Origin of the sequence: Leeuwenhoekiella sp. A2, from assembly GCF_047946655.1 — a bacterium.
Classification (GTDB): domain Bacteria; phylum Bacteroidota; class Bacteroidia; order Flavobacteriales; family Flavobacteriaceae; genus Leeuwenhoekiella.
The window spans coordinates 1,102,315-1,119,963 of record NZ_CP172311.1; the positions used below are offsets into that span (position 1 = coordinate 1,102,315).

At 37.3% G+C, this 17,649-nt stretch carries 14 protein-coding genes and 1 tRNA gene; 9 read left to right on the forward strand and 6 right to left on the reverse strand.

Annotated features, from left to right (window positions below; genetic code table 11):
* Nucleotides 1-13: 13 nt before the first annotated feature.
* Nucleotides 14-1,243, reverse strand: a complete 1,230-nt coding sequence (gene nusA, locus ACH3PA_RS04930) for a transcription termination factor NusA (protein ID WP_416439761.1) — start codon at nucleotides 1,241-1,243, stop codon at nucleotides 14-16.
* Nucleotides 1,244-1,254: 11 nt separating this feature from the next.
* On the reverse strand, nucleotides 1,255-1,719 hold the full coding sequence (rimP, locus tag ACH3PA_RS04935; RefSeq protein WP_416439759.1) for a ribosome assembly cofactor RimP: 465 nt from the start codon (nucleotides 1,717-1,719) through the stop codon (nucleotides 1,255-1,257).
* Nucleotides 1,720-1,891: 172 nt separating this feature from the next.
* Here rimP and ACH3PA_RS04940 point away from each other — a divergent pair, with 172 nt between their 5' ends.
* Entirely contained in the window at nucleotides 1,892-2,725 is an 834-nt protein-coding gene (locus ACH3PA_RS04940; RefSeq protein ID WP_416439757.1) for a universal stress protein, read from the forward strand.
* Between the two features lie 102 nt (nucleotides 2,726-2,827).
* Nucleotides 2,828-3,184, forward strand: coding sequence for a hypothetical protein (locus ACH3PA_RS04945; RefSeq protein WP_416439755.1), 357 nt, complete (start codon nucleotides 2,828-2,830; stop codon nucleotides 3,182-3,184).
* A 170-nt stretch (nucleotides 3,185-3,354) separates the two neighbouring features.
* Here ACH3PA_RS04945 and ACH3PA_RS04950 read toward each other — a convergent pair.
* Nucleotides 3,355-3,427, reverse strand: a tRNA-Gln gene (locus ACH3PA_RS04950).
* Nucleotides 3,428-3,626: 199 nt separating this feature from the next.
* Here ACH3PA_RS04950 and ACH3PA_RS04955 point away from each other — a divergent pair.
* Together ACH3PA_RS04955 and ACH3PA_RS04960 are read left to right on the forward strand one after the other, a co-directional pair.
* Nucleotides 3,627-6,911, forward strand: a complete 3,285-nt coding sequence (locus ACH3PA_RS04955; RefSeq protein ID WP_416439753.1) for a protein O-mannosyl-transferase family — start codon at nucleotides 3,627-3,629, stop codon at nucleotides 6,909-6,911.
* A complete protein-coding gene (locus ACH3PA_RS04960; protein WP_416439751.1) occupies nucleotides 6,912-7,580 on the forward strand; it encodes a polysaccharide deacetylase family protein in 669 nt (222 codons plus the stop codon).
* Here ACH3PA_RS04960 and ACH3PA_RS04965 read toward each other — a convergent pair.
* From ACH3PA_RS04965 to ACH3PA_RS04975, 3 genes are all read right to left on the reverse strand, one after another.
* On the reverse strand, nucleotides 7,577-7,873 hold the full coding sequence (locus ACH3PA_RS04965) for a thioredoxin family protein (RefSeq protein ID WP_416439749.1): 297 nt from the start codon (nucleotides 7,871-7,873) through the stop codon (nucleotides 7,577-7,579). The two genes, ACH3PA_RS04960 and ACH3PA_RS04965, sit on opposite strands and share 4 nt — an antisense overlap.
* Before the next feature lie 86 nt (nucleotides 7,874-7,959).
* On the reverse strand, nucleotides 7,960-9,402 hold the full coding sequence (locus ACH3PA_RS04970; RefSeq protein WP_416439747.1) for a cell wall anchor protein: 1,443 nt from the start codon (nucleotides 9,400-9,402) through the stop codon (nucleotides 7,960-7,962).
* Nucleotides 9,403-9,615: 213 nt separating this feature from the next.
* Nucleotides 9,616-10,836 (reverse strand): metallophosphoesterase, encoded by a 1,221-nt coding sequence (locus ACH3PA_RS04975; RefSeq protein ID WP_416439745.1) that lies wholly within the window; start codon nucleotides 10,834-10,836, stop codon nucleotides 9,616-9,618.
* 141 nt (nucleotides 10,837-10,977) lie between these two features.
* Here ACH3PA_RS04975 and ACH3PA_RS04980 point away from each other — a divergent pair, with 141 nt between their 5' ends.
* The 5 genes from ACH3PA_RS04980 (at nucleotide 10,978) to rpsB (ending at nucleotide 17,595) form a co-directional block, all read left to right on the forward strand.
* Entirely contained in the window at nucleotides 10,978-11,967 is a 990-nt protein-coding gene (locus ACH3PA_RS04980) for an isoaspartyl peptidase/L-asparaginase family protein (RefSeq protein ID WP_416439743.1), read from the forward strand.
* Nucleotides 11,968-12,767: 800 nt separating this feature from the next.
* Complete coding sequence (polA, locus tag ACH3PA_RS04985) at nucleotides 12,768-15,614, forward strand: DNA polymerase I (RefSeq protein WP_416439741.1); 2,847 nt, start codon at nucleotides 12,768-12,770, stop codon at nucleotides 15,612-15,614.
* Nucleotides 15,615-15,841: 227 nt separating this feature from the next.
* Nucleotides 15,842-16,297 (forward strand): 50S ribosomal protein L13, encoded by a 456-nt coding sequence (rplM, locus tag ACH3PA_RS04990; protein WP_416439739.1) that lies wholly within the window; start codon nucleotides 15,842-15,844, stop codon nucleotides 16,295-16,297.
* Nucleotides 16,298-16,684 (forward strand): 30S ribosomal protein S9, encoded by a 387-nt coding sequence (gene rpsI / locus ACH3PA_RS04995; RefSeq protein WP_416439737.1) that lies wholly within the window; start codon nucleotides 16,298-16,300, stop codon nucleotides 16,682-16,684.
* 137 nt (nucleotides 16,685-16,821) lie between these two features.
* Nucleotides 16,822-17,595 carry a 30S ribosomal protein S2 gene (gene rpsB, locus ACH3PA_RS05000; protein WP_416439735.1) on the forward strand — a complete coding sequence of 258 codons (774 nt, stop codon included), beginning with the start codon at nucleotides 16,822-16,824 and terminating at the stop codon, nucleotides 17,593-17,595.
* The last annotated feature ends 54 nt before the right edge of the window (nucleotides 17,596-17,649 follow it).

The following is a 17,649-nucleotide window of genomic DNA, read 5'->3' on the forward strand; positions in this document are numbered from 1 at the left end:
TACTATCCTAGTATTATTCAAACTCTTCCCGAAGAATACGCATAACATCCTGTATGGTTTCCTCTTCTAAGTCTGTTCTTCTAACCAGATCATCAACATCCTGCTCAAGAATACTCTTAGCAGTATCAAGACCTATTTTAGCAAACTCTGCGATGATCCAATCTTCAATCTCATCAGAGAATTCACTTAGTTCAACATCCTCTTCAACACCTTCTCTAAACACATCTATCTCATAACCCGTAAGCTGACCCGCAAGTCTAATGTTATGACCACCGCGCCCTATTGCTTTAGAAACCTCCTCAGGTTTAAGCATAACCTCTGCCGTTTTCTTCTCTTCATTCATTTTGATTGAAGTGATTTTAGCAGGACTAAGTGCGCGTGTAATAAATAACTGAAGATTATTTGTGTAATTGATAACATCAATATTCTCATTACCTAATTCACGAACTATGCCATGAATACGCGACCCCTTCATACCCACACAGGCACCTACAGGATCAATACGATCATCATAAGAATCTACAGCCACTTTAGCTTTTTCTCCTGGTATTCTCACAACTTTCTTAACCGTGATCAAACCATCAAAAACTTCAGGAATCTCAGATTCAAATAATTTTTCTAAGAAAAGTGGTGAAGTACGCGACATTATAATCGCCGGCTTATTGCCTTTTAGCTCAACACTTTCTATAATACCTCTTACATTTTCGCCTTTGCGAAAGAAATCTGAAGGTATTTGCTTCTCTTTAGGAAGAATAATTTCATTACCCTCATCATCAAGAAGGATGATAGCGCGATGACGTATATGGTGTACTTCTGCATTATACAACTCACCTTCCAGCTCTTTAAACTGCTTATAGATGTTTGTATTATCATGCTCATGAATTTTGCTAATCAAGTTTTGACGCAATGCCAAAATAGAACGACGTCCCAGATCAATAAGCTTAACCTCTTCAGAAACATCTTCACCTACTTCAAAATCAGGCTCTATTCTTCTTGCAGCAGCAAGACTAATTTCAGAATTCTCATCTTCCACTTCGCCATCTGCAACCACAACACGGTTACGCCATATCTCTAAATCTCCTTTATCAGGGTTAATAATGATATCAAAATTATCATCACTACCAAAACGTTTTTTCAGGGTGCTTCTAAATACTTCTTCAAGTATCGCCATAAGCGTCACTCTATCGATGAGTTTGTCATCTTTAAATTCAGAAAATGACTCGATTAACGCAATATTCTCCATATCGATAAGTCTTAAAATTTAATCTTAACTTTTGCCTGAGCGATATCTTCATAATTCAATATCGACTCTTTTATAACTGTTACTTTGCCTTTACCTACCGGTTTATCTTCTCTAGATTTCCAGGTAAGTTTTATGCTGTCATCGTAAACCTCCTCAAGAAGGCCTTCAATTTTTGATCCATCCTTTTGTTTAACCTCAAGATCTCGACCTATATTCTTTTTGTATTGCCTCTTGTTAATTAGAGGCTCTGTAGCTCCAGATGACATAACTTCTAGTGAGAAGTCTTCCTCATCACGATCTAAATTGTGCTCAACCTTGCGACTTACATCTATACAATCTGAAACAGTAACACCATTATCACCATCTATAATAACAGTAATTGCGTTATTATCCTGTATTGTAAGATCTATCAAAAACAAGGATTTATTCTCTTCTAATGCCTCATTTACCAAGGCTTGTACTTTTTCCCTAAACATTTTTCCTATAAAAAGAGGGGACTTTATGTGTCCCCTCAATTATTTTTTCTGATTTCAACGGTGCAAATATAACAATAATTATCAAGATATAAAATAGACAGGGACACCTAATAAAATTGTAAATTTAGATAACTGCCTCAAAGTTAATCATAACCTGTTAATTCGCTCAATTATGATACAAAAATTACTGGTCCCCACAGATTTTTCACCTCAGGCGCTAAATGCTCTTAAGGCAGCTGCTCAATTGGCTCGTCGCTACAAGGCAGATATTTATCTACTTCACCTTCTCGAGATGCCAGAAGTGCTCATAGACGGTCCTGCCACTCAGCACCAGAGCCAGTTACCAGAAGCTTTATACTACATGAAACTGGCTCATAAAAAATTTAGCAACATCTTAAAAGCGCCCTTCCTTGAAGGCATTAAAATATACGAGACAGCCGAGTTTGACGGTGCTTTTGAAGGCATTATGACTTATGTGAAAAAATATAACATAGATGCTATAGTTATGGGCTCACATGGCATGAGCGGTATACAGGAATTTTTCATAGGATCTAACACCGAAAAAGTAGTGAGACATTCAGAAATCCCCGTTTTTGTTATAAAAAACGAGCTAAATATATTCAATATCAGGAATTTTGTTTTCGCTACAGATCTTCAGGAAGAAAGTCTCGAGGCTATACAGGAAGCAATTAAATTTGCCCAATCTGAAGAAGCCAGCCTTCACATGCTCTACGTTAATACGCCTAACCGTTTTAAAACAACACAGGAAATCACCTCTATTTGCAAAGGCTTTTTAAAGAAAATAGGACAAAAAAGTCAGAAATTAACTATCTACAACGATGTAAGCGTAGAAAGAGGGATTCTTAACTTTGCAGAATCTATAAAAGCAGACCTCATAGGAATAGGCACTCACGGGCGCAAAGGTTTAGCCCATTTTTTAAATGGCTCTATTAGTGAAGACCTTGTTAATCACGCTCAAAGACCGGTTGTAACGTTTAAAATCTAATTTGAAATAAAAAGTCGTTAAATAATATTTAAATAAATCACAGTTAGTACTTTGTTAACACCATAGCATGTATTTTCAAACAAAAATTTACAACCTATCGCTATGGAAACTAACAAAACAGAAAATATCGTAGAAGAGATTCATAAACTCATTGATCATAGTTGCTCTCATACACACTACGATCATACAATCAAGTTTGAGCGATTTCACAGAGCAATTTTAAAAAAGTTCTTTAAATCTGAAGATGTACAATTAAAACATCTGTCAGATTCAATACAGATAAATATAAAACTCTGCACAAGCGCCATAAAAGAGCAATACATAACCATGGAAGTTGGCGTAGAAAAATTAGAGAAATTCCTTAAAGCCTGTGTAGCGCAGGACACTGCTAACAGAAACTTCTATTTAAACATGCTCAACTATTACGCAACAGTAGAAGGTAATATGTTTAGCCTTTAAGAAAAATCGGTCTTTTTATATCAAAAATCCGGCAAAAATAGCCGGATTTCGTATTTATAACCTTGCCTTTTCACTGAGCAAGTCTCAATTACTTAAGACTTTTTAGCTAATCAGAATATTACAAATAAAAAAAATCCCGACTTCTACATGAAATCGGGATTAAATTCTTGTTGGCCTACTAGGGCTCGAACCTAGACTCTTCTGGACCAAAACCAGACGTGTTGCCAGTTACACCATAGGCCATTACCTTGTGATAAATCACAATCACATTCTCAGAAGCTGCGAATGCGGGTGCAAATTTAAAACAAACTTTGATTTGCACAAACTTTTAATGAAAAAAATAAAGCTATCTAAAAATAACTTCCTTTTTAAAGCGTTTCTTGAAAAACCAAAACTCTTTAAGGTATTAATTCTTAAATTCGCCCATGTTAATTTTGGCCTTATGACTGACTTCAAATTTTCGAAGTACAATAAAATCTTTGGATGGCTTGCTTTCGCAATCGCTCTCACAACCTTTTCTCTCACAGTAGAACCCACAGCTAGCTTCTGGGATGCCGGGGAGTACATTTCAACCTCATCTAAACTAGAGATAGGCCACCCGCCGGGAGCACCTTTATATCAAATGTTGGGTGCATTCTTCTCAACATTTGCAACAGACAGTGCTCATGTAGCGGTTGCAGTGAATTTTATGTCATGTCTAGCATCTGCTTTTGCAGTGTTGTTCATGTTCTGGTCAATTTCGCTTTTGCTAAAAAAACTATTGAGAAGATCACATGAAGAATTAACAGTTTCTAAGTCATGGGCAATTATTGCCAGCTCCTTCATCGGCTCTGTATCATATACATTTACAGATAGTTTCTGGTTTAACGCGGTAGAAGCAGAAGTTTATGCCATGGCGACTTTTATTCTCGCTTTGATGTTTTATCTGGCTTTACTGTGGGAAAGAGATATGTTTAAACCACGTGGTAATCGCTGGTTGATGTTGATCTGTTTTGTGGTAGGATTATCATTTGGGGTGCACTTTATGGGTTTACTTACCATCCCTGCGATGGGCTTCTTGTATTTCTTTAAGAACTATAAAAAAGTTACCGTAAAGAATTTTATCGTGGCAAACATTGTTGTAGTGGCCATATTAATGTTCATATTTAAATTACTGCTTCCGTACACTTTAAGCTTCTTTGGTTATGCAGAAGTATTTTTCGTTAATCAAATGGGCATGCCGTTTAACAGCGGGACAATTATCGCCGGTATTGTCTTTATAGCAGCCTTCTACTACCTTTTAAATTTTACGACAAAGAAATCTTACTACCAGTTAAACACGCTGGTTTTATGTATTCTTTTTATTCTTATAGGTTTTTCAAGTTGGCTAATGCTTCCTATACGTGCAAATGCGGGAACCACTATCAATGAGAACAATCCCAATAATGCAAGGGAGCTACTGGCTTATTACAACAGAGAGCAATATCCTGAAACGCATTTATTTTATGGCCCACAATTTACAGAGATATTTGGTGGTTTAGATCCTGTTAATCCATACACAGATGATAAGCCCAATTACGAGAAAGACGAGAAAAGCGGCAAATACATCATCGTAAATGACTGGAAAAATGCAGTTCAAAATACAGATGACAGGCATAAGTCATTTCTTCCGCGCATGTGGAGCACAGAGCATATTGCTAATTACATGCAATTCACGGGTCCGCTAAAGTTCACAGTAAAACCAGAGTACGCTTCAAATCAGGAATTACAGCAGGCAATCGCTCAATTTAGGTCAGATTATGCTCAGGGCCGGGTCGACAATGAGGGCTATCAATCGTTTCTTATGAAAATAAGAGATTACATAGACGTAGAACGCCCTTCTTTTGCAGATAACTTAAACTACCTGTTCGACTTTCAGATTGGGTACATGTATTGGCGCTACTTTATGTGGAATTTCACAGGAAAACAAGATGACATACAAGGTCAATACAATGATTTACACGGCAACTGGCTAAGTGGCATTAAATTTATTGACGAAGCCAGACTAGGGTCACAAGACAACTTGCCCAGCGACGTGCTTAATAATAAAGCCCGAAATACCTATTACTTTTTACCATTGATTCTAGGATTGCTTGGGCTGGTCTTTCAGGCAAGCCGAGACAAGAAGAATTTCTGGGTGTTGCTGGTCTTTTTCCTATTTACCGGTATTGCGCTTAAAATATACCTAAACGAAAGACCATTTGAACCCAGAGAGCGCGATTATGCACTGGTAGGATCGTTTTATGTATTTGCTATGTGGATAGGCATGGGTGTTTATGCGCTTTATGATATGCTCAAAAAGTATTTAAACCCAAAAATTGTGTTGCCGGTTGTTACTGTTGTTTGTTTATTAGCCGTGCCTGTTGTACTTGCAAAAGAAAACTGGAATGACCATGACCGCTCAGGGCGAAAAACTGCTCTGGCAATGGCAAAAATGTATTTAGACTCGTGCGATCCCAATGCGATCTTATTTACAATAGGAGATAACGACACCTTTGCTTTATGGTATGCACAGGAAATTGAAGGATATCGCAGAGATGTGCGCATAGTTAATACAAGTCTATTCCAGACAGAATGGTACATAGACGATATGAAACGCAAGGCTTACGAGAGCGATCCTATACCATCACAGTTAAGCCATGACAAATATATGGCGGGTACTAGGGATGCTATTTGGTACGCCCCCATTCGCCCTAATGATACCCTCGATATCAAGACATGGATGAACTGGGTAGCAAGTGATGACCCCCGTACGATGGAAGAGTTGCAAAGTGGTACAATGATTCATTCCTTTCCTACACAGCATATTCGTATTCCTGTAGATAAAAACACAGTATTACAGAATAATATCGTACCTCAAAAAGATGCAGATTCAATTGTAGATGAAATAAATCTTACAATTAAGGGTGATATTCTTTATAAGAATAGATTGTTGATGCTTGATGTGTTAGCCAATAATGACTGGAAGCGTCCTATTTATTTCACAGGAGGCAGTTTTGGCGATGATGATTATTTATGGATGAAAGATTACCTTCAACTTGACGGTGTATGCTACAAACTTGTACCTATAAAAACACCTATCAATCCTCGTTCTCCTTATGACATGGGAAGAATAGATCCTGATAAGTTCTACAATATAGTAATGAACTGGTATTGGGGTAACAGTGGTGATCCAGATATATATCATGATACTGAAACACGAAGAAACGGTATTACATATAGAGGTAATATAGCCCGTGGTATAGAAAAGCTAATTGCTGAAAAGGAATACAAGAAAGCAAAAGACCTGCTCGATCTGGCAATGGAAAAAATGCCGGTAGACAAGTTTGAATACTACACACTTCTTGAACCTTATATAAATGGCTATTATGAAATAGGTGAAACAGAAAGAGCGCGTGAAATATGGAATGAACTGGCAACTATCTATAAGGAGAAACTTGATTACTGGAGCTCCTTAGAATTAGACAGACAATATAAATATGCCGAAGAGATCATCACAGATATTGAGCGCTATAGAAGTCTGGTCGATATTTTAGTCATAAACCAGGACCGCGATATCCTTGAAGACAAAGCAAAAGAATTTAATGATTATCTGCGTAAATTTGAACATTTCTACAATAGAGATGAAGAAATCCCTACAGATACAGATCTGCTACCTGCCGCAGAACAAGAATCTATTCCCGCTGCGGTAATTGACAGTCTTAAGTAAATGGCTTTTATCCCCTTACCCGTTAAAGTACCAGAGATTATAAAATGGTATTATAACGGGTATGTCTGGGATAAATTTAACGAGGTAAAAAAAGAAAAAATCCTTTACCTCACGTTTGACGACGGTCCTATCCCGGAAGTAACACCATGGGTACTTGATATCCTTAATAAGTTTAATGCCCAAGCCACTTTTTTCTGTATAGGAGATAATATTAGAAAACATCCCCAAGTTTTTGCTCAGCTTCTCAAAAGCGGCAATCGAGTAGGAAATCACACGTATAATCACTTAAAAGGCTGGAAAACCCAAAAAGAAGATTACATTAAGAATACTTTAAAAGCGGAAGAAATCATAGAAAAATCGGCTTTAGAAGGGCAAAAATCGGTGATATTTCCAAAGCTTTTAAGACCACCTTACGGAAAGATCACACGACAACAGGCAAAATCGCTCAAGGCGAAAAATTACGAGATCATAATGTATGATGTAATTGCTTACGATTGGGATAAAAGGGTATCACCAGAAAAATGTGCTGAAAATATTATAAGGAATGCAAAATCAGGCAGTATTTTAGTCTTTCACGACAGCATAAAAGCGGAAAATAATATGAAGGTAGCTCTTCCTATAATCCTGAAGTATTACACAGAGAAAGGTTATACTTTTAAAATGCTTTAAACATATTCCTGCATAAGACCTATAAGCGTATTAGCATCTTGCTCCCCACTTTGTCTCCATTTCATTTCACCCTTTTTATAGATCATAAGAGTAGGTAAACCTTTTATACGCAGAGCTTCTGCAAGATCCGGGTTTTTATCCAGATCAATTTTGATAACTTTAGCCCTGTCACCCAAAGCTGCAGCCACATCTCGCAATACGGGATGCATAGCTGTTGACTGTTCATTCCATTCGGTATAAAAATCCAGTAGAACCGGAATTTCCTGATCGATCAGCAATCCAAATTTTGACATATTTAGCCATTTTGATTCCCTAAATATACTATTTATGCGTGAAAAACGGCTTTTTTGCTATAATTTCCAGCTAGAAGATAGCTGATTTATTTAACGCTTAAGTTTTCAGAAAATATCACCAGATCGTCACTCCCGTTCCCCGTTAGACGCTGCACATATAATTCTATATAGTCGCCTGGTGTCATAGTTACGATGCTGTTAAGAGCAACATTTTGAATGTCAGAATCATTATTTATACGCACAACAGAATTTGATTCTGTAATTACCGCTCCGTTCTTAGCGATTATAAACGCATAGAAGTCGCCCGTCGCCCCTGTAACCCGAATAGACAAAGATGCATTAACCTGCATATCCCGGGTTTTACTACCGTCGTAAACAAGCATGTTATAAGCAGGTGCTGTAAACCTAAACAAACTGTTCGCAGTTGTAGTATTACTAAATGCATCACCTGTAATTTTAGTAGGTGTATTTGCAGATATGGCTTGAGCAAATCCCGAAGTAAGACTACCATTATAATAGAAATTACCTGAGGCATTCTCATCCCTTTCTACAGGTATGCCCTCGCAAACCACTGCCCAGTCTTTTGTAAAATTATAGCCATTGTATGGCGAATTACCATTAATATAATTACCATCCCCATAAAACACAACACTTTGCAGAATACCATCTCCGGCTAGGTTAGAAACCCCTGTAACATCTACTGCAGTAGCACCTGTAGCCAGGAGCACCTGTGAGAAACCACTAACCTTCTCTATTAAATTAAAATCACCGCTAAATGTTTCATAGGTACCTTGATTATTACCAAACCACCCCTGATTATTTAGCAGTAGTTGATCAATATCTTTATATTCAAGACCGTCATTGTTTGATATGTATTGAATCACGTTCATGAAGACCAGATTAAAATTTGCAATTGTGCCTACGTTAGCAGAAGTCGTGACAATTGAACTCTGCATAACAAAGCTACCGCTACCCTGCCCATCAAGATTAAAAATAGTTCCTGAGGGCGCGCTTAACGTGATATTTCTCACACTACCACCACCGCCCGAAAAAACCGTACCGCCATTTGCAATTAATTTATCTTCGTTAGAATCAACACCTTCAATGTATGCGCCATTTAAGTTTATAGGATTACTAAGAGAAATTGCCCCGTTTATTTCATAAAGGGTGCTCGGGTCTAATACTATTGCGCCCCCAGAAGGTGCAGGAAAGTCACTTTCGCTTTTTACCAGAACATAATTATCCCGCTCTATATGACTAGTAAGAACTCTCTCCCAGGTACTATTTGAAGAGTTGTAGAAATACAGGTAATTTTCATCATTATCGTAAACGAGTAAACCCTGGGCCGGCGTTGCTATAGCGAGACGCTCAACAGAAGTCATGCGGGGTGCCAGAAAACCCTGCTTGGTAGATTGTATATCAAGAATTGCTGAAGGATCTGGTGTTACAGTACCTATCCCAACTTGCCCATTGACATACCAACCAAAACAACTTGTAAAAATTATGACTAAAAGTAATTTTACCTGCATCTTCTTCCTCTTAAATAAGGCTTTAACAGATAAACCGAAAAGTCTCATAATTTCACCTATGACAAATTAAGGTTTTTACTCAATAATAATTTATTTTTAACTAAATACTCGTCAAAATAACCTTCACATTATCAATACCTTATAAGACACAAGTAGATTCTATCACTGTTAAATAAAAATTACAAGTAATATATATTACAGAATAAAATATCTTTAAACAGGTTTTCGCTTGAGCTCTATTACTGTGATCTCCGGCCAAATACCCACTCGACCAGGATAACCTAAATATCCCAGCCCTCTGTTTACATTTATCCAGCGATCATTCTCATTATACAAACCTGCCCAATTCTCATAACGGTATTGTACAGGACTCCATTTTAAAAACCCTGGTATTTCAATCCCAAATTGCATACCATGCGTATGACCACTCAGCGTAAGGTGAAACTTTTTAGGATGAGATTTTAATTTCTCCTGCCAATACGAAGGATCATGACTCATTAATATTTTAAAATCATTTTCGGCTAGGCCTTCTGAAGCCCTATCAATATCACCAGCTTTTTTAAAACCACCTGCGCCCCAATTTTCAACACCTACTAAAGCAATTCGTTGGCCTCCCTTTTCTAAAAAACGATGTTCATTGAGTAAAAGATCCCAACCCATCTCTCGTTGTAAATCCTTTAATGCCTGCAAATTTTCTTCTTTAGCATTATTTGATTCCCATTCTACATAATCCCCATAATCATGATTTCCTAAAACTGAAAATACGCCATCTTTTGCACTTAATCTTTGAAAAACCTCCTTCCACTCCTGCATCTCAGTTGCCATATTATTCACCAAATCTCCGGTGAAAAGTAAAACATCACTTTGTTGCTTATTAATTAGATCAACAGCATAATTTACTTTTTCGTGATTGTCAAAACTACCGCTATGGATATCGCTAATCTGGGTGATTTTATAACCATCAAAAGAAGGCGGAAGATCATCAAAGAACAATTGATAATTTAGAACACGATATTGGTACTTACCTCTGTACATCCCATAAAGCAAAGAAGCAAAAGGAATGGCAGCTATACCTAACGCAATAGAACTTATAAATTTTCGCCGGGAAGGCATTGTAAAATCTTCTTCACCAGATATAAATTTATGATACACCCCTACAAAAAATCGCACTACATCTTCACCAAACATCGCGAAAATCAATATCAGCTTAGGTACAAATAAGGCCAGCAGAAAACCCATAGCGTACATTGTAGGCGTGGTAAAGCCCTGCGATCTATCCATATGAGACAGGTGATAGATCAAATTAATTAGTACGACGAGTGATAAAACAAGATAGAAACCGTAAATCCATTGATTTTTGGTAACCGTTTTAAATGCCTGAAAAGCATAGATATCAATGAATATATAGAGGGTTATAAATATGAACCAACGCATAACATAATTTTAAGGAAGCAATATTACTAAAGATGACAATCCTAAATCTTTAAGGATTCCCAATTTTTTAGAAGAAGATTGATTTTTACTTTGATTTAATAAAAACTTAAATATTATCTTACACTTTAAATCAAAAACCTGATGGAAAGACGCAAATTCTTAAGTAGAAGTACACTTACCAGTCTGGCTGTTGCTATGGGAATATTAGAAACTAAAAACATTATGGCAAAGACTGCACATATAATAGATAAGCCTTTAGCAAAACCAGACCCAATAGCAATTTGCACATGGCAATTCACTAAAGCCAATTTCACAGCAGGAACCGCCTTAGATGAAGGAAAATCGGCTCTGGATGCAGCAATATTAGGCGTTGCCATTGAAGAGGAAAATATTAAAAATACAACCGTAGGCAAAGGCGGCGCTCCAGATCGTGAAGGCAATGTAACCCTCGACGCCTGTGTAATGGATCAATATGGCAACTGCGGCTCAGTTGTTTGTGTAGAAAATATAACAAACGTAGCTGCTCTGGCAAAAGAGGTAATGTTACAAACTCCGCATGTCATGCTTGCAGCAAAGGGAGCAGAAGAATTTGCATACTCTATTGGCTTTAAAAAAGAAGAACTTCTCACCCAAGCATCTAAAGAAGCCTGGCAAAACTGGCTTAAAACCTCTAATTACAAGCCAATTATTAATATTGAAAACCATGATACGATTGGCATGCTCACAATTGATAAAAACGGTGACTTGAGCGGGGCTTGTACAACTTCAGGTTTGTCTTATAAAATGAAAGGTCGCGTAGGCGATTCTCCCATAATAGGCAGCGGTCTCTTTGTAGATAATGAAGTAGGCGGCGCTGCTGCAACAGGGATGGGCGAAGAAGTGATTAAAACCGTAGGCAGCTTTTTAATAGTTGAATTAATGCGCAATGGCATGTCTCCACAAGAAGCATGTGAAGAGGCAATAAATAGAATAGTGAAAAAAAATAAGGGCTATAAGAACTTTCAGATTGCCTATATTGCTATCAACAGAAATGGTGAAACAGGTGCTTACTGCATCCACCCCGGCTTCACAATGATGAAATATCAAAATGCAGAAAATCAAAATATTCAGGTAAAAAGTTATTTAAAATAATTAACTTTTTACTAGTAAACTCGAATTATCATTTTCTACGTAGTTTTAAAAAAATAGTTATATTTGCATACGCTTAAAAGGCAGAAAATATTTAACGCTGTTGTAATTGACTTGTAATAATCAATTATGATTTGGGGTGAAAGCCAGCTCTTGTAGCTGGCTTTCTTTATTTATATAATTCTGGGGGTGGTGAGCGAGGTGAAATCAAATACTATTAATGGTTAGGAGAACATTCACAAGCTATATGGCATTGAAAGTGAATTTTAACTTAACCTCGAGCGAAGCGTTTCACTACTCTAATTTCTCTTGTAGCTGGCTTTTGGCTTTCTTTATTTATATAATTCTGGGGTGGTGAGCGAGATGAAAAATCAATACTCTTAATAGTTAGGAGAACATTCACAAGCAATGTGGCATTGAAAGTGAATTTTAACTTAACATCGAGCGAAGCGTTTCACTACTCTAATTTCTCTTGTAGCTGGCTTTCTTTATTTATATAATTCTGGGGTGGTGAGCGAGATGAAAATCAATACTCTTAATAGTTAGGAGAACATTCACAAGCAATGTGGCATTGAAAGTGAATTTTAACTTAACATCGAGCGAAGCGTTTCACTACTCTAATTTCACTTGTAGCTGGCTTTCTTTATTTATACAAATCGAGTCAAAAGCTACTTCTACACCTTATCCTCTAAATTTCAATTGCTTTATTCATCAACTAAAAGGAATAAAAAGCTTTTAAGAAATAACTACTCTTTTATCTGCCGATCTTCTTATTTTTGAAATCTTTCAAAATTTTTATTTAAATGGCAGAGCAAAAACGCTTATTCCTTCTCGACGCATACGCTTTAATCTTTAGAGGTTATTACGCCCTTATAAAAAACCCCAGAGTAAACTCAAAGGGTCAGGATACTTCTGCCATTATGGGTTTTGTGAATTCTTTATTTGATGTTATTAAGCGCGAAAAACCAGATCATCTGGCAGTTGCTTTTGATAAAGGCGGAAGTGCAGATCGTGTAGAAATGTACGAAGCTTACAAAGCTCATCGCGATGAAACTCCAGAAGCTATTCGCATAGCTGTCCCTATTATTCAAAATATCCTTAAAGCTATGCATGTACCTTGTGTAGAAATAGAAGGGATTGAAGCAGACGACCTTATAGGAACTCTCGCAAAACAAGCTGAAAAAGAAGGTTACCAGGTATTTATGGTAACACCAGATAAGGATTACGCACAACTGGTTTCTGAAAATATTTTCATGTATCGCCCTGCTCGAATGGGTAATGGTATTGAGATATGGGGAATACCAGAGGTACAAAAGAAATTTGAGATAGAAAGACCAGAACAGGTTATAGACTATCTGGGTATGATGGGAGATGCGTCTGATAATATACCGGGGCTCCCGGGAGTAGGCGATAAAACCGCAAAAAAATTCATTAAAGAATTTGGCTCTATGGAAGGCCTTTTAGCCAATACAGATAAGCTAAAAGGTAAAATGAAAGAAAAAGTAAGTGAAAATGCCGAACTGGGTATTCTTTCAAAAAAGCTGGCGACTATTATGATTGACTGCGATGTGCAGTTTCATGCTGAGTCTTACGAGCTTTCGCAGCCTGACGCAGATAAAGTACAAGAGATTTTTGACGAACTAGAATTTAGACGTCTTAAAGATCAATTCATTAAAATATTTTCAGGTGAGGCAGATGCTTCCGTTGGGGCGGCCATATCAAATACTGAAACAGCTAAAAAATTAATTTCTTCAGCAGAGAAAGCTGCCGGTGCAGGTGCCGGCCAGTACTCTTTGTTTGGTGGAGATACCTCAGATATTGTAGAACGCAATACGCGTAAAACAATTGAAGATACTGAGCATTTTTACCAAAGCATTGCACCCGGCATGGCAATGACGCTTTTCATTAAAAATTTGTTGCAACAAACCTCCGTCTGTTTCGATACCGAAACGACAGATATTGACCCCATTAAAGCAGAACTGGTAGGAATTTCATTTTCATGGGAAAAAAGTAAAGGTTTTTATATTCCTTTTCCGGCCGATAAAAGCGCTGCACAGGCGATTATTGAGCAATTAAGACCGTTTTTTGAAAATCAGGAAATAGAGAAAATTGGTCAGAATTTGAAATATGATATTAAAGTTCTCGCTAAATATGATGTCAGGCTCAAAGGGAAGCTTTTTGATACTATGCTGGCACATTATCTTATCAATCCTGATATGCGTCATAATATGGACGTACTTGCCGAAACGTATTTAAACTACACCCCGGTTTCTATAGAAAGTTTAATAGGCAAGAAAGGTAAAAGCCAAAAATCAATGCGGGATGTGCCTCTTGAAAAACAAACCGAATATGCGGTAGAAGATGCTGATGTAACCCTTCAGCTTAAAGAATATTTTACTAGGGAACTTACAGACGCAAACACACAAAAATTATTTAATGAGATCGAAATTCCGTTACTACAGGTTCTAGCAGATATGGAACTTGAAGGGATTAACCTCGACAGGAAATTCCTTACAGATCTCGCAATAGACCTTGATACAGATATACTTTTTCTCGAAAAAAATATTTATGCAGAAGCGGGTGAAGAGTTCAACATTGGCTCACCTAAACAACTGGGAGAAATACTTTTTGAAAAGCTTAAACTTGTTGATAAACCTAAAAAAACCAAGACGGGTCAATATTCTACAGCAGAAGATGTTCTTTCTTACTTAGCGCCAAAACATGCTATAATTCAGCATGTTTTAGATTATCGTGGTCTTACAAAATTAAAAAGTACATATGTAGATGCGCTTCCTTTACAAATAGAACCCGCTACCGGCAGAGTTCACACAGATTATATGCAAACCGTTGCAGCCACCGGAAGGTTAAGCTCTAATAATCCCAACTTGCAAAATATTCCAATTCGTACAGAAAGAGGTCGGCAGGTGAGGAAAGCTTTTGTACCCAGAAATACCGATTTTACCCTTCTGGCAGCCGATTATTCTCAAATAGAACTGCGCATTATTGCTGCTTTAAGTGAAGAAGAAAACATGATAAAGGCTTTTCAGGAAGGTCAGGATATCCACGCTTCTACAGCCGCTAAGGTTTTTAACGTTGCTCTTGAAGATGTTACCCGTGAACAACGTAGTAATGCAAAAACAGTAAACTTTGGTATTATATACGGTGTTTCTGCATTTGGGTTAAGCAATCAGACTGAGCTTTCTCGTGGCGAATCAAAAGAACTCATTGATACTTATTATAAAACCTACCCTAAACTTCGTAATTACATTAGTGAGCAAATAGAATTTGCTCGTGAGAATGGTTACGTCTCTACAGTTCTGGGAAGACGCAGGTATTTAAAAGATATCAACTCAAGCAACGCCGTAGTACGTGGGGCAGCAGAACGCAATGCGGTTAACGCCCCTATACAAGGGAGCGCTGCAGATATCATTAAAATTGCAATGATAAGGATTCATCAAAATCTGAAAAATGGTAACTACAAGACCAAGATGTTGCTACAAGTACATGATGAATTGGTTTTTGATGTGTATAAGCCCGAATTAGCAGAAGTTCAGGAAATGATTAAAACAGAAATGGAAAGTGCCTATAAATTGACCGTCCCATTAAATGTAGATTTAGGTATAGGCGAAAACTGGCTGGAAGCACATTAAATTAGCCAAAATACCCATTCATAAACAGTCATTAAAATTAAAACTGCTTTAAGTATTTACCTACCACTTATCAGCTAAAATTAGTCAACTGAAAGACAGCCCTTAAACTGCTATTAAAGATTTCTCACTTGCTGTTTGTCAAATAAATATATAATTGTACATTTGCACCCCTGTTTTCCGATTAGTTTCGGCAGGAAATGGAATGTTTAATAGAAAAATAAATCAGTGTGGACACATTAAGTTACAAAACAGTATCTGCCAACAAGAACACCGTTAATAAAGAGTGGGTTGTTGTTGATGCTGAAGGACAATCACTGGGCCGCCTATCTTCTATCGTTGCAAAACTTTTGCGCGGGAAGTATAAGCCTAGTTTCACACCACACGTTGATTGCGGGGATAACGTAATTGTTATCAATTCCTCAAAAATCAACTTAACAGGAAAGAAGTGGGATGCTAAAGAATACATCCGTCACACGGGATATCCTGGTGGTCAAAGAAGTCTTACTGCGCAAGAACTTTTTGATAAAGACCCTAATCGTCTTATCGAGAAAGCAGTAAAAGGTATGTTACCTAAAAACAAATTAGGAAGTGCGATTTTTCGAAATCTAAAGGTTTATTCAGATGAATCTCATGATCAGGAAGCGCAAAAGCCTAAAGTAATCAACATTAACGAACTCAAGTAAATGGAAGTTATTCACAAAATTGGCCGTAGAAAAACGGCTGTTGCTCGTGTTTATTTAGCTCCTGGTTCTGGAAACATCACGATCAACAAACGTGATCTTAAAGAATACTTTACTACAGGAACTTTACAGTACAAAGTTAATCAGCCATTAGTTATGACTGAGAATGACAAAAACTTTGACGTAAAAGTAAATGTGTATGGTGGCGGTATTACCGGTCAGGCAGAAGCTGTACGTCTAGCTCTTTCCAGAGCAATGTGCGAGCTGGATGCAGAGAACAGACTCATCCTTAAACCAGAAGGTTTATTAACGAGAGACCCAAGAATGGTAGAGCGTAAGAAATTCGGACAGAAGAAAGCTCGTAAGAAATTCCAGTTCTCTAAACGTTAATCACTATTTAATTATTAAAACAGTCGTTGTTTTCGCGTAAGCGAGAAAATTGGTTTAGCATCTAAATATTTAAGGCGAAACTCAGGTTGACCACTTAAGTATTGCTACTACAACGGGAACGTAAACTAAGTTTTAAAATGGCAAAAACAGAAAATGTAAAAGAATTACTGGATGCAGGTGTACACTTTGGCCACCTTACCAGAAGATGGGATCCTAACATGGCACCATATATCTATATGGAGCGTAATGGGATACACATCATTAACCTATACAAGACTGCGGCAAAACTTGAAGAAGCTTCTGAAGCTTTGACCAAGATCGCAGCAAGCGGTAGAAAAATACTTTTTGTAGCTACTAAAAAGCAAGCAAAAGAGATCGTAGCAGAACATGCGACCAGAGCTAAAATGCCTTTCATTACAGAAAGATGGCCTGGCGGTATGTTAACTAACTTTGTTACAATACGTAAAGCAGTTAAGAAAATGCAAACTGTAGATCGTATGAAGCAAGATGGTCGCTTTGATAGCTTGTCTAAAAAGGAACAATTACAAGTAAACCGTATGCGTGATAAGCTTGAAAAGAACTTAGGTTCTATTGAAGACATGACCCGTATACCTGGTGCTTTATTTGTAGTTGACATTAAGCGTGAACACATTGCAATTAAAGAAGCTCAGAAATTAAACATTCCAATCTTTGCGATGGTTGATACTAACTCTGATCCACGTCAGGTAGATTATGCCATCCCATCTAATGATGATGCTTCTAAGTCTATAGAAAAAATAATCTCAAATGTTGCAGATTCTATTGTAGCTGGTCTTTCAGAACGTAAGTCTGGTAAAGATAAAGATGCAAAAGGTGAAGGTAAGCCAAAAGCTAAAAAAGCTAAAGCTACTGCTAACGACGAAGAAGAATAGACTTAATTAACATTTTGATAATATCTAAAGTCGTTTAGTACCGCATCTTTGCAG

What these genes read in the sequence shown, in the direction of transcription:
- nusA (WP_416439761.1), bottom strand. Translation starts at nt 1,243, where the DNA reads ATGGAGAATATTGCGTTAATCGAGTCATTTTCTGAATTTAAAGATGAC.
- rimP (WP_416439759.1), bottom strand. Translation starts at nt 1,719, where the DNA reads ATGTTTAGGGAAAAAGTACAAGCCTTGGTAAATGAGGCATTAGAAGAG.
- ACH3PA_RS04940 (WP_416439757.1), top strand. Translation starts at nt 1,892, where the DNA reads ATGATACAAAAATTACTGGTCCCCACAGATTTTTCACCTCAGGCGCTA.
- ACH3PA_RS04945 (WP_416439755.1), top strand. Translation starts at nt 2,828, where the DNA reads ATGGAAACTAACAAAACAGAAAATATCGTAGAAGAGATTCATAAACTC.
- ACH3PA_RS04955 (WP_416439753.1), top strand. Translation starts at nt 3,627, where the DNA reads ATGACTGACTTCAAATTTTCGAAGTACAATAAAATCTTTGGATGGCTT.
- ACH3PA_RS04960 (WP_416439751.1), top strand. Translation starts at nt 6,912, where the DNA reads ATGGCTTTTATCCCCTTACCCGTTAAAGTACCAGAGATTATAAAATGG.
- ACH3PA_RS04965 (WP_416439749.1), bottom strand. Translation starts at nt 7,873, where the DNA reads ATGTCAAAATTTGGATTGCTGATCGATCAGGAAATTCCGGTTCTACTG.
- ACH3PA_RS04970 (WP_416439747.1), bottom strand. Translation starts at nt 9,402, where the DNA reads ATGCAGGTAAAATTACTTTTAGTCATAATTTTTACAAGTTGTTTTGGT.
- ACH3PA_RS04975 (WP_416439745.1), bottom strand. Translation starts at nt 10,836, where the DNA reads ATGCGTTGGTTCATATTTATAACCCTCTATATATTCATTGATATCTAT.
- ACH3PA_RS04980 (WP_416439743.1), top strand. Translation starts at nt 10,978, where the DNA reads ATGGAAAGACGCAAATTCTTAAGTAGAAGTACACTTACCAGTCTGGCT.
- polA (WP_416439741.1), top strand. Translation starts at nt 12,768, where the DNA reads ATGGCAGAGCAAAAACGCTTATTCCTTCTCGACGCATACGCTTTAATC.
- rpsI (WP_416439737.1), top strand. Translation starts at nt 16,298, where the DNA reads ATGGAAGTTATTCACAAAATTGGCCGTAGAAAAACGGCTGTTGCTCGT.
- rpsB (WP_416439735.1), top strand. Translation starts at nt 16,822, where the DNA reads ATGGCAAAAACAGAAAATGTAAAAGAATTACTGGATGCAGGTGTACAC.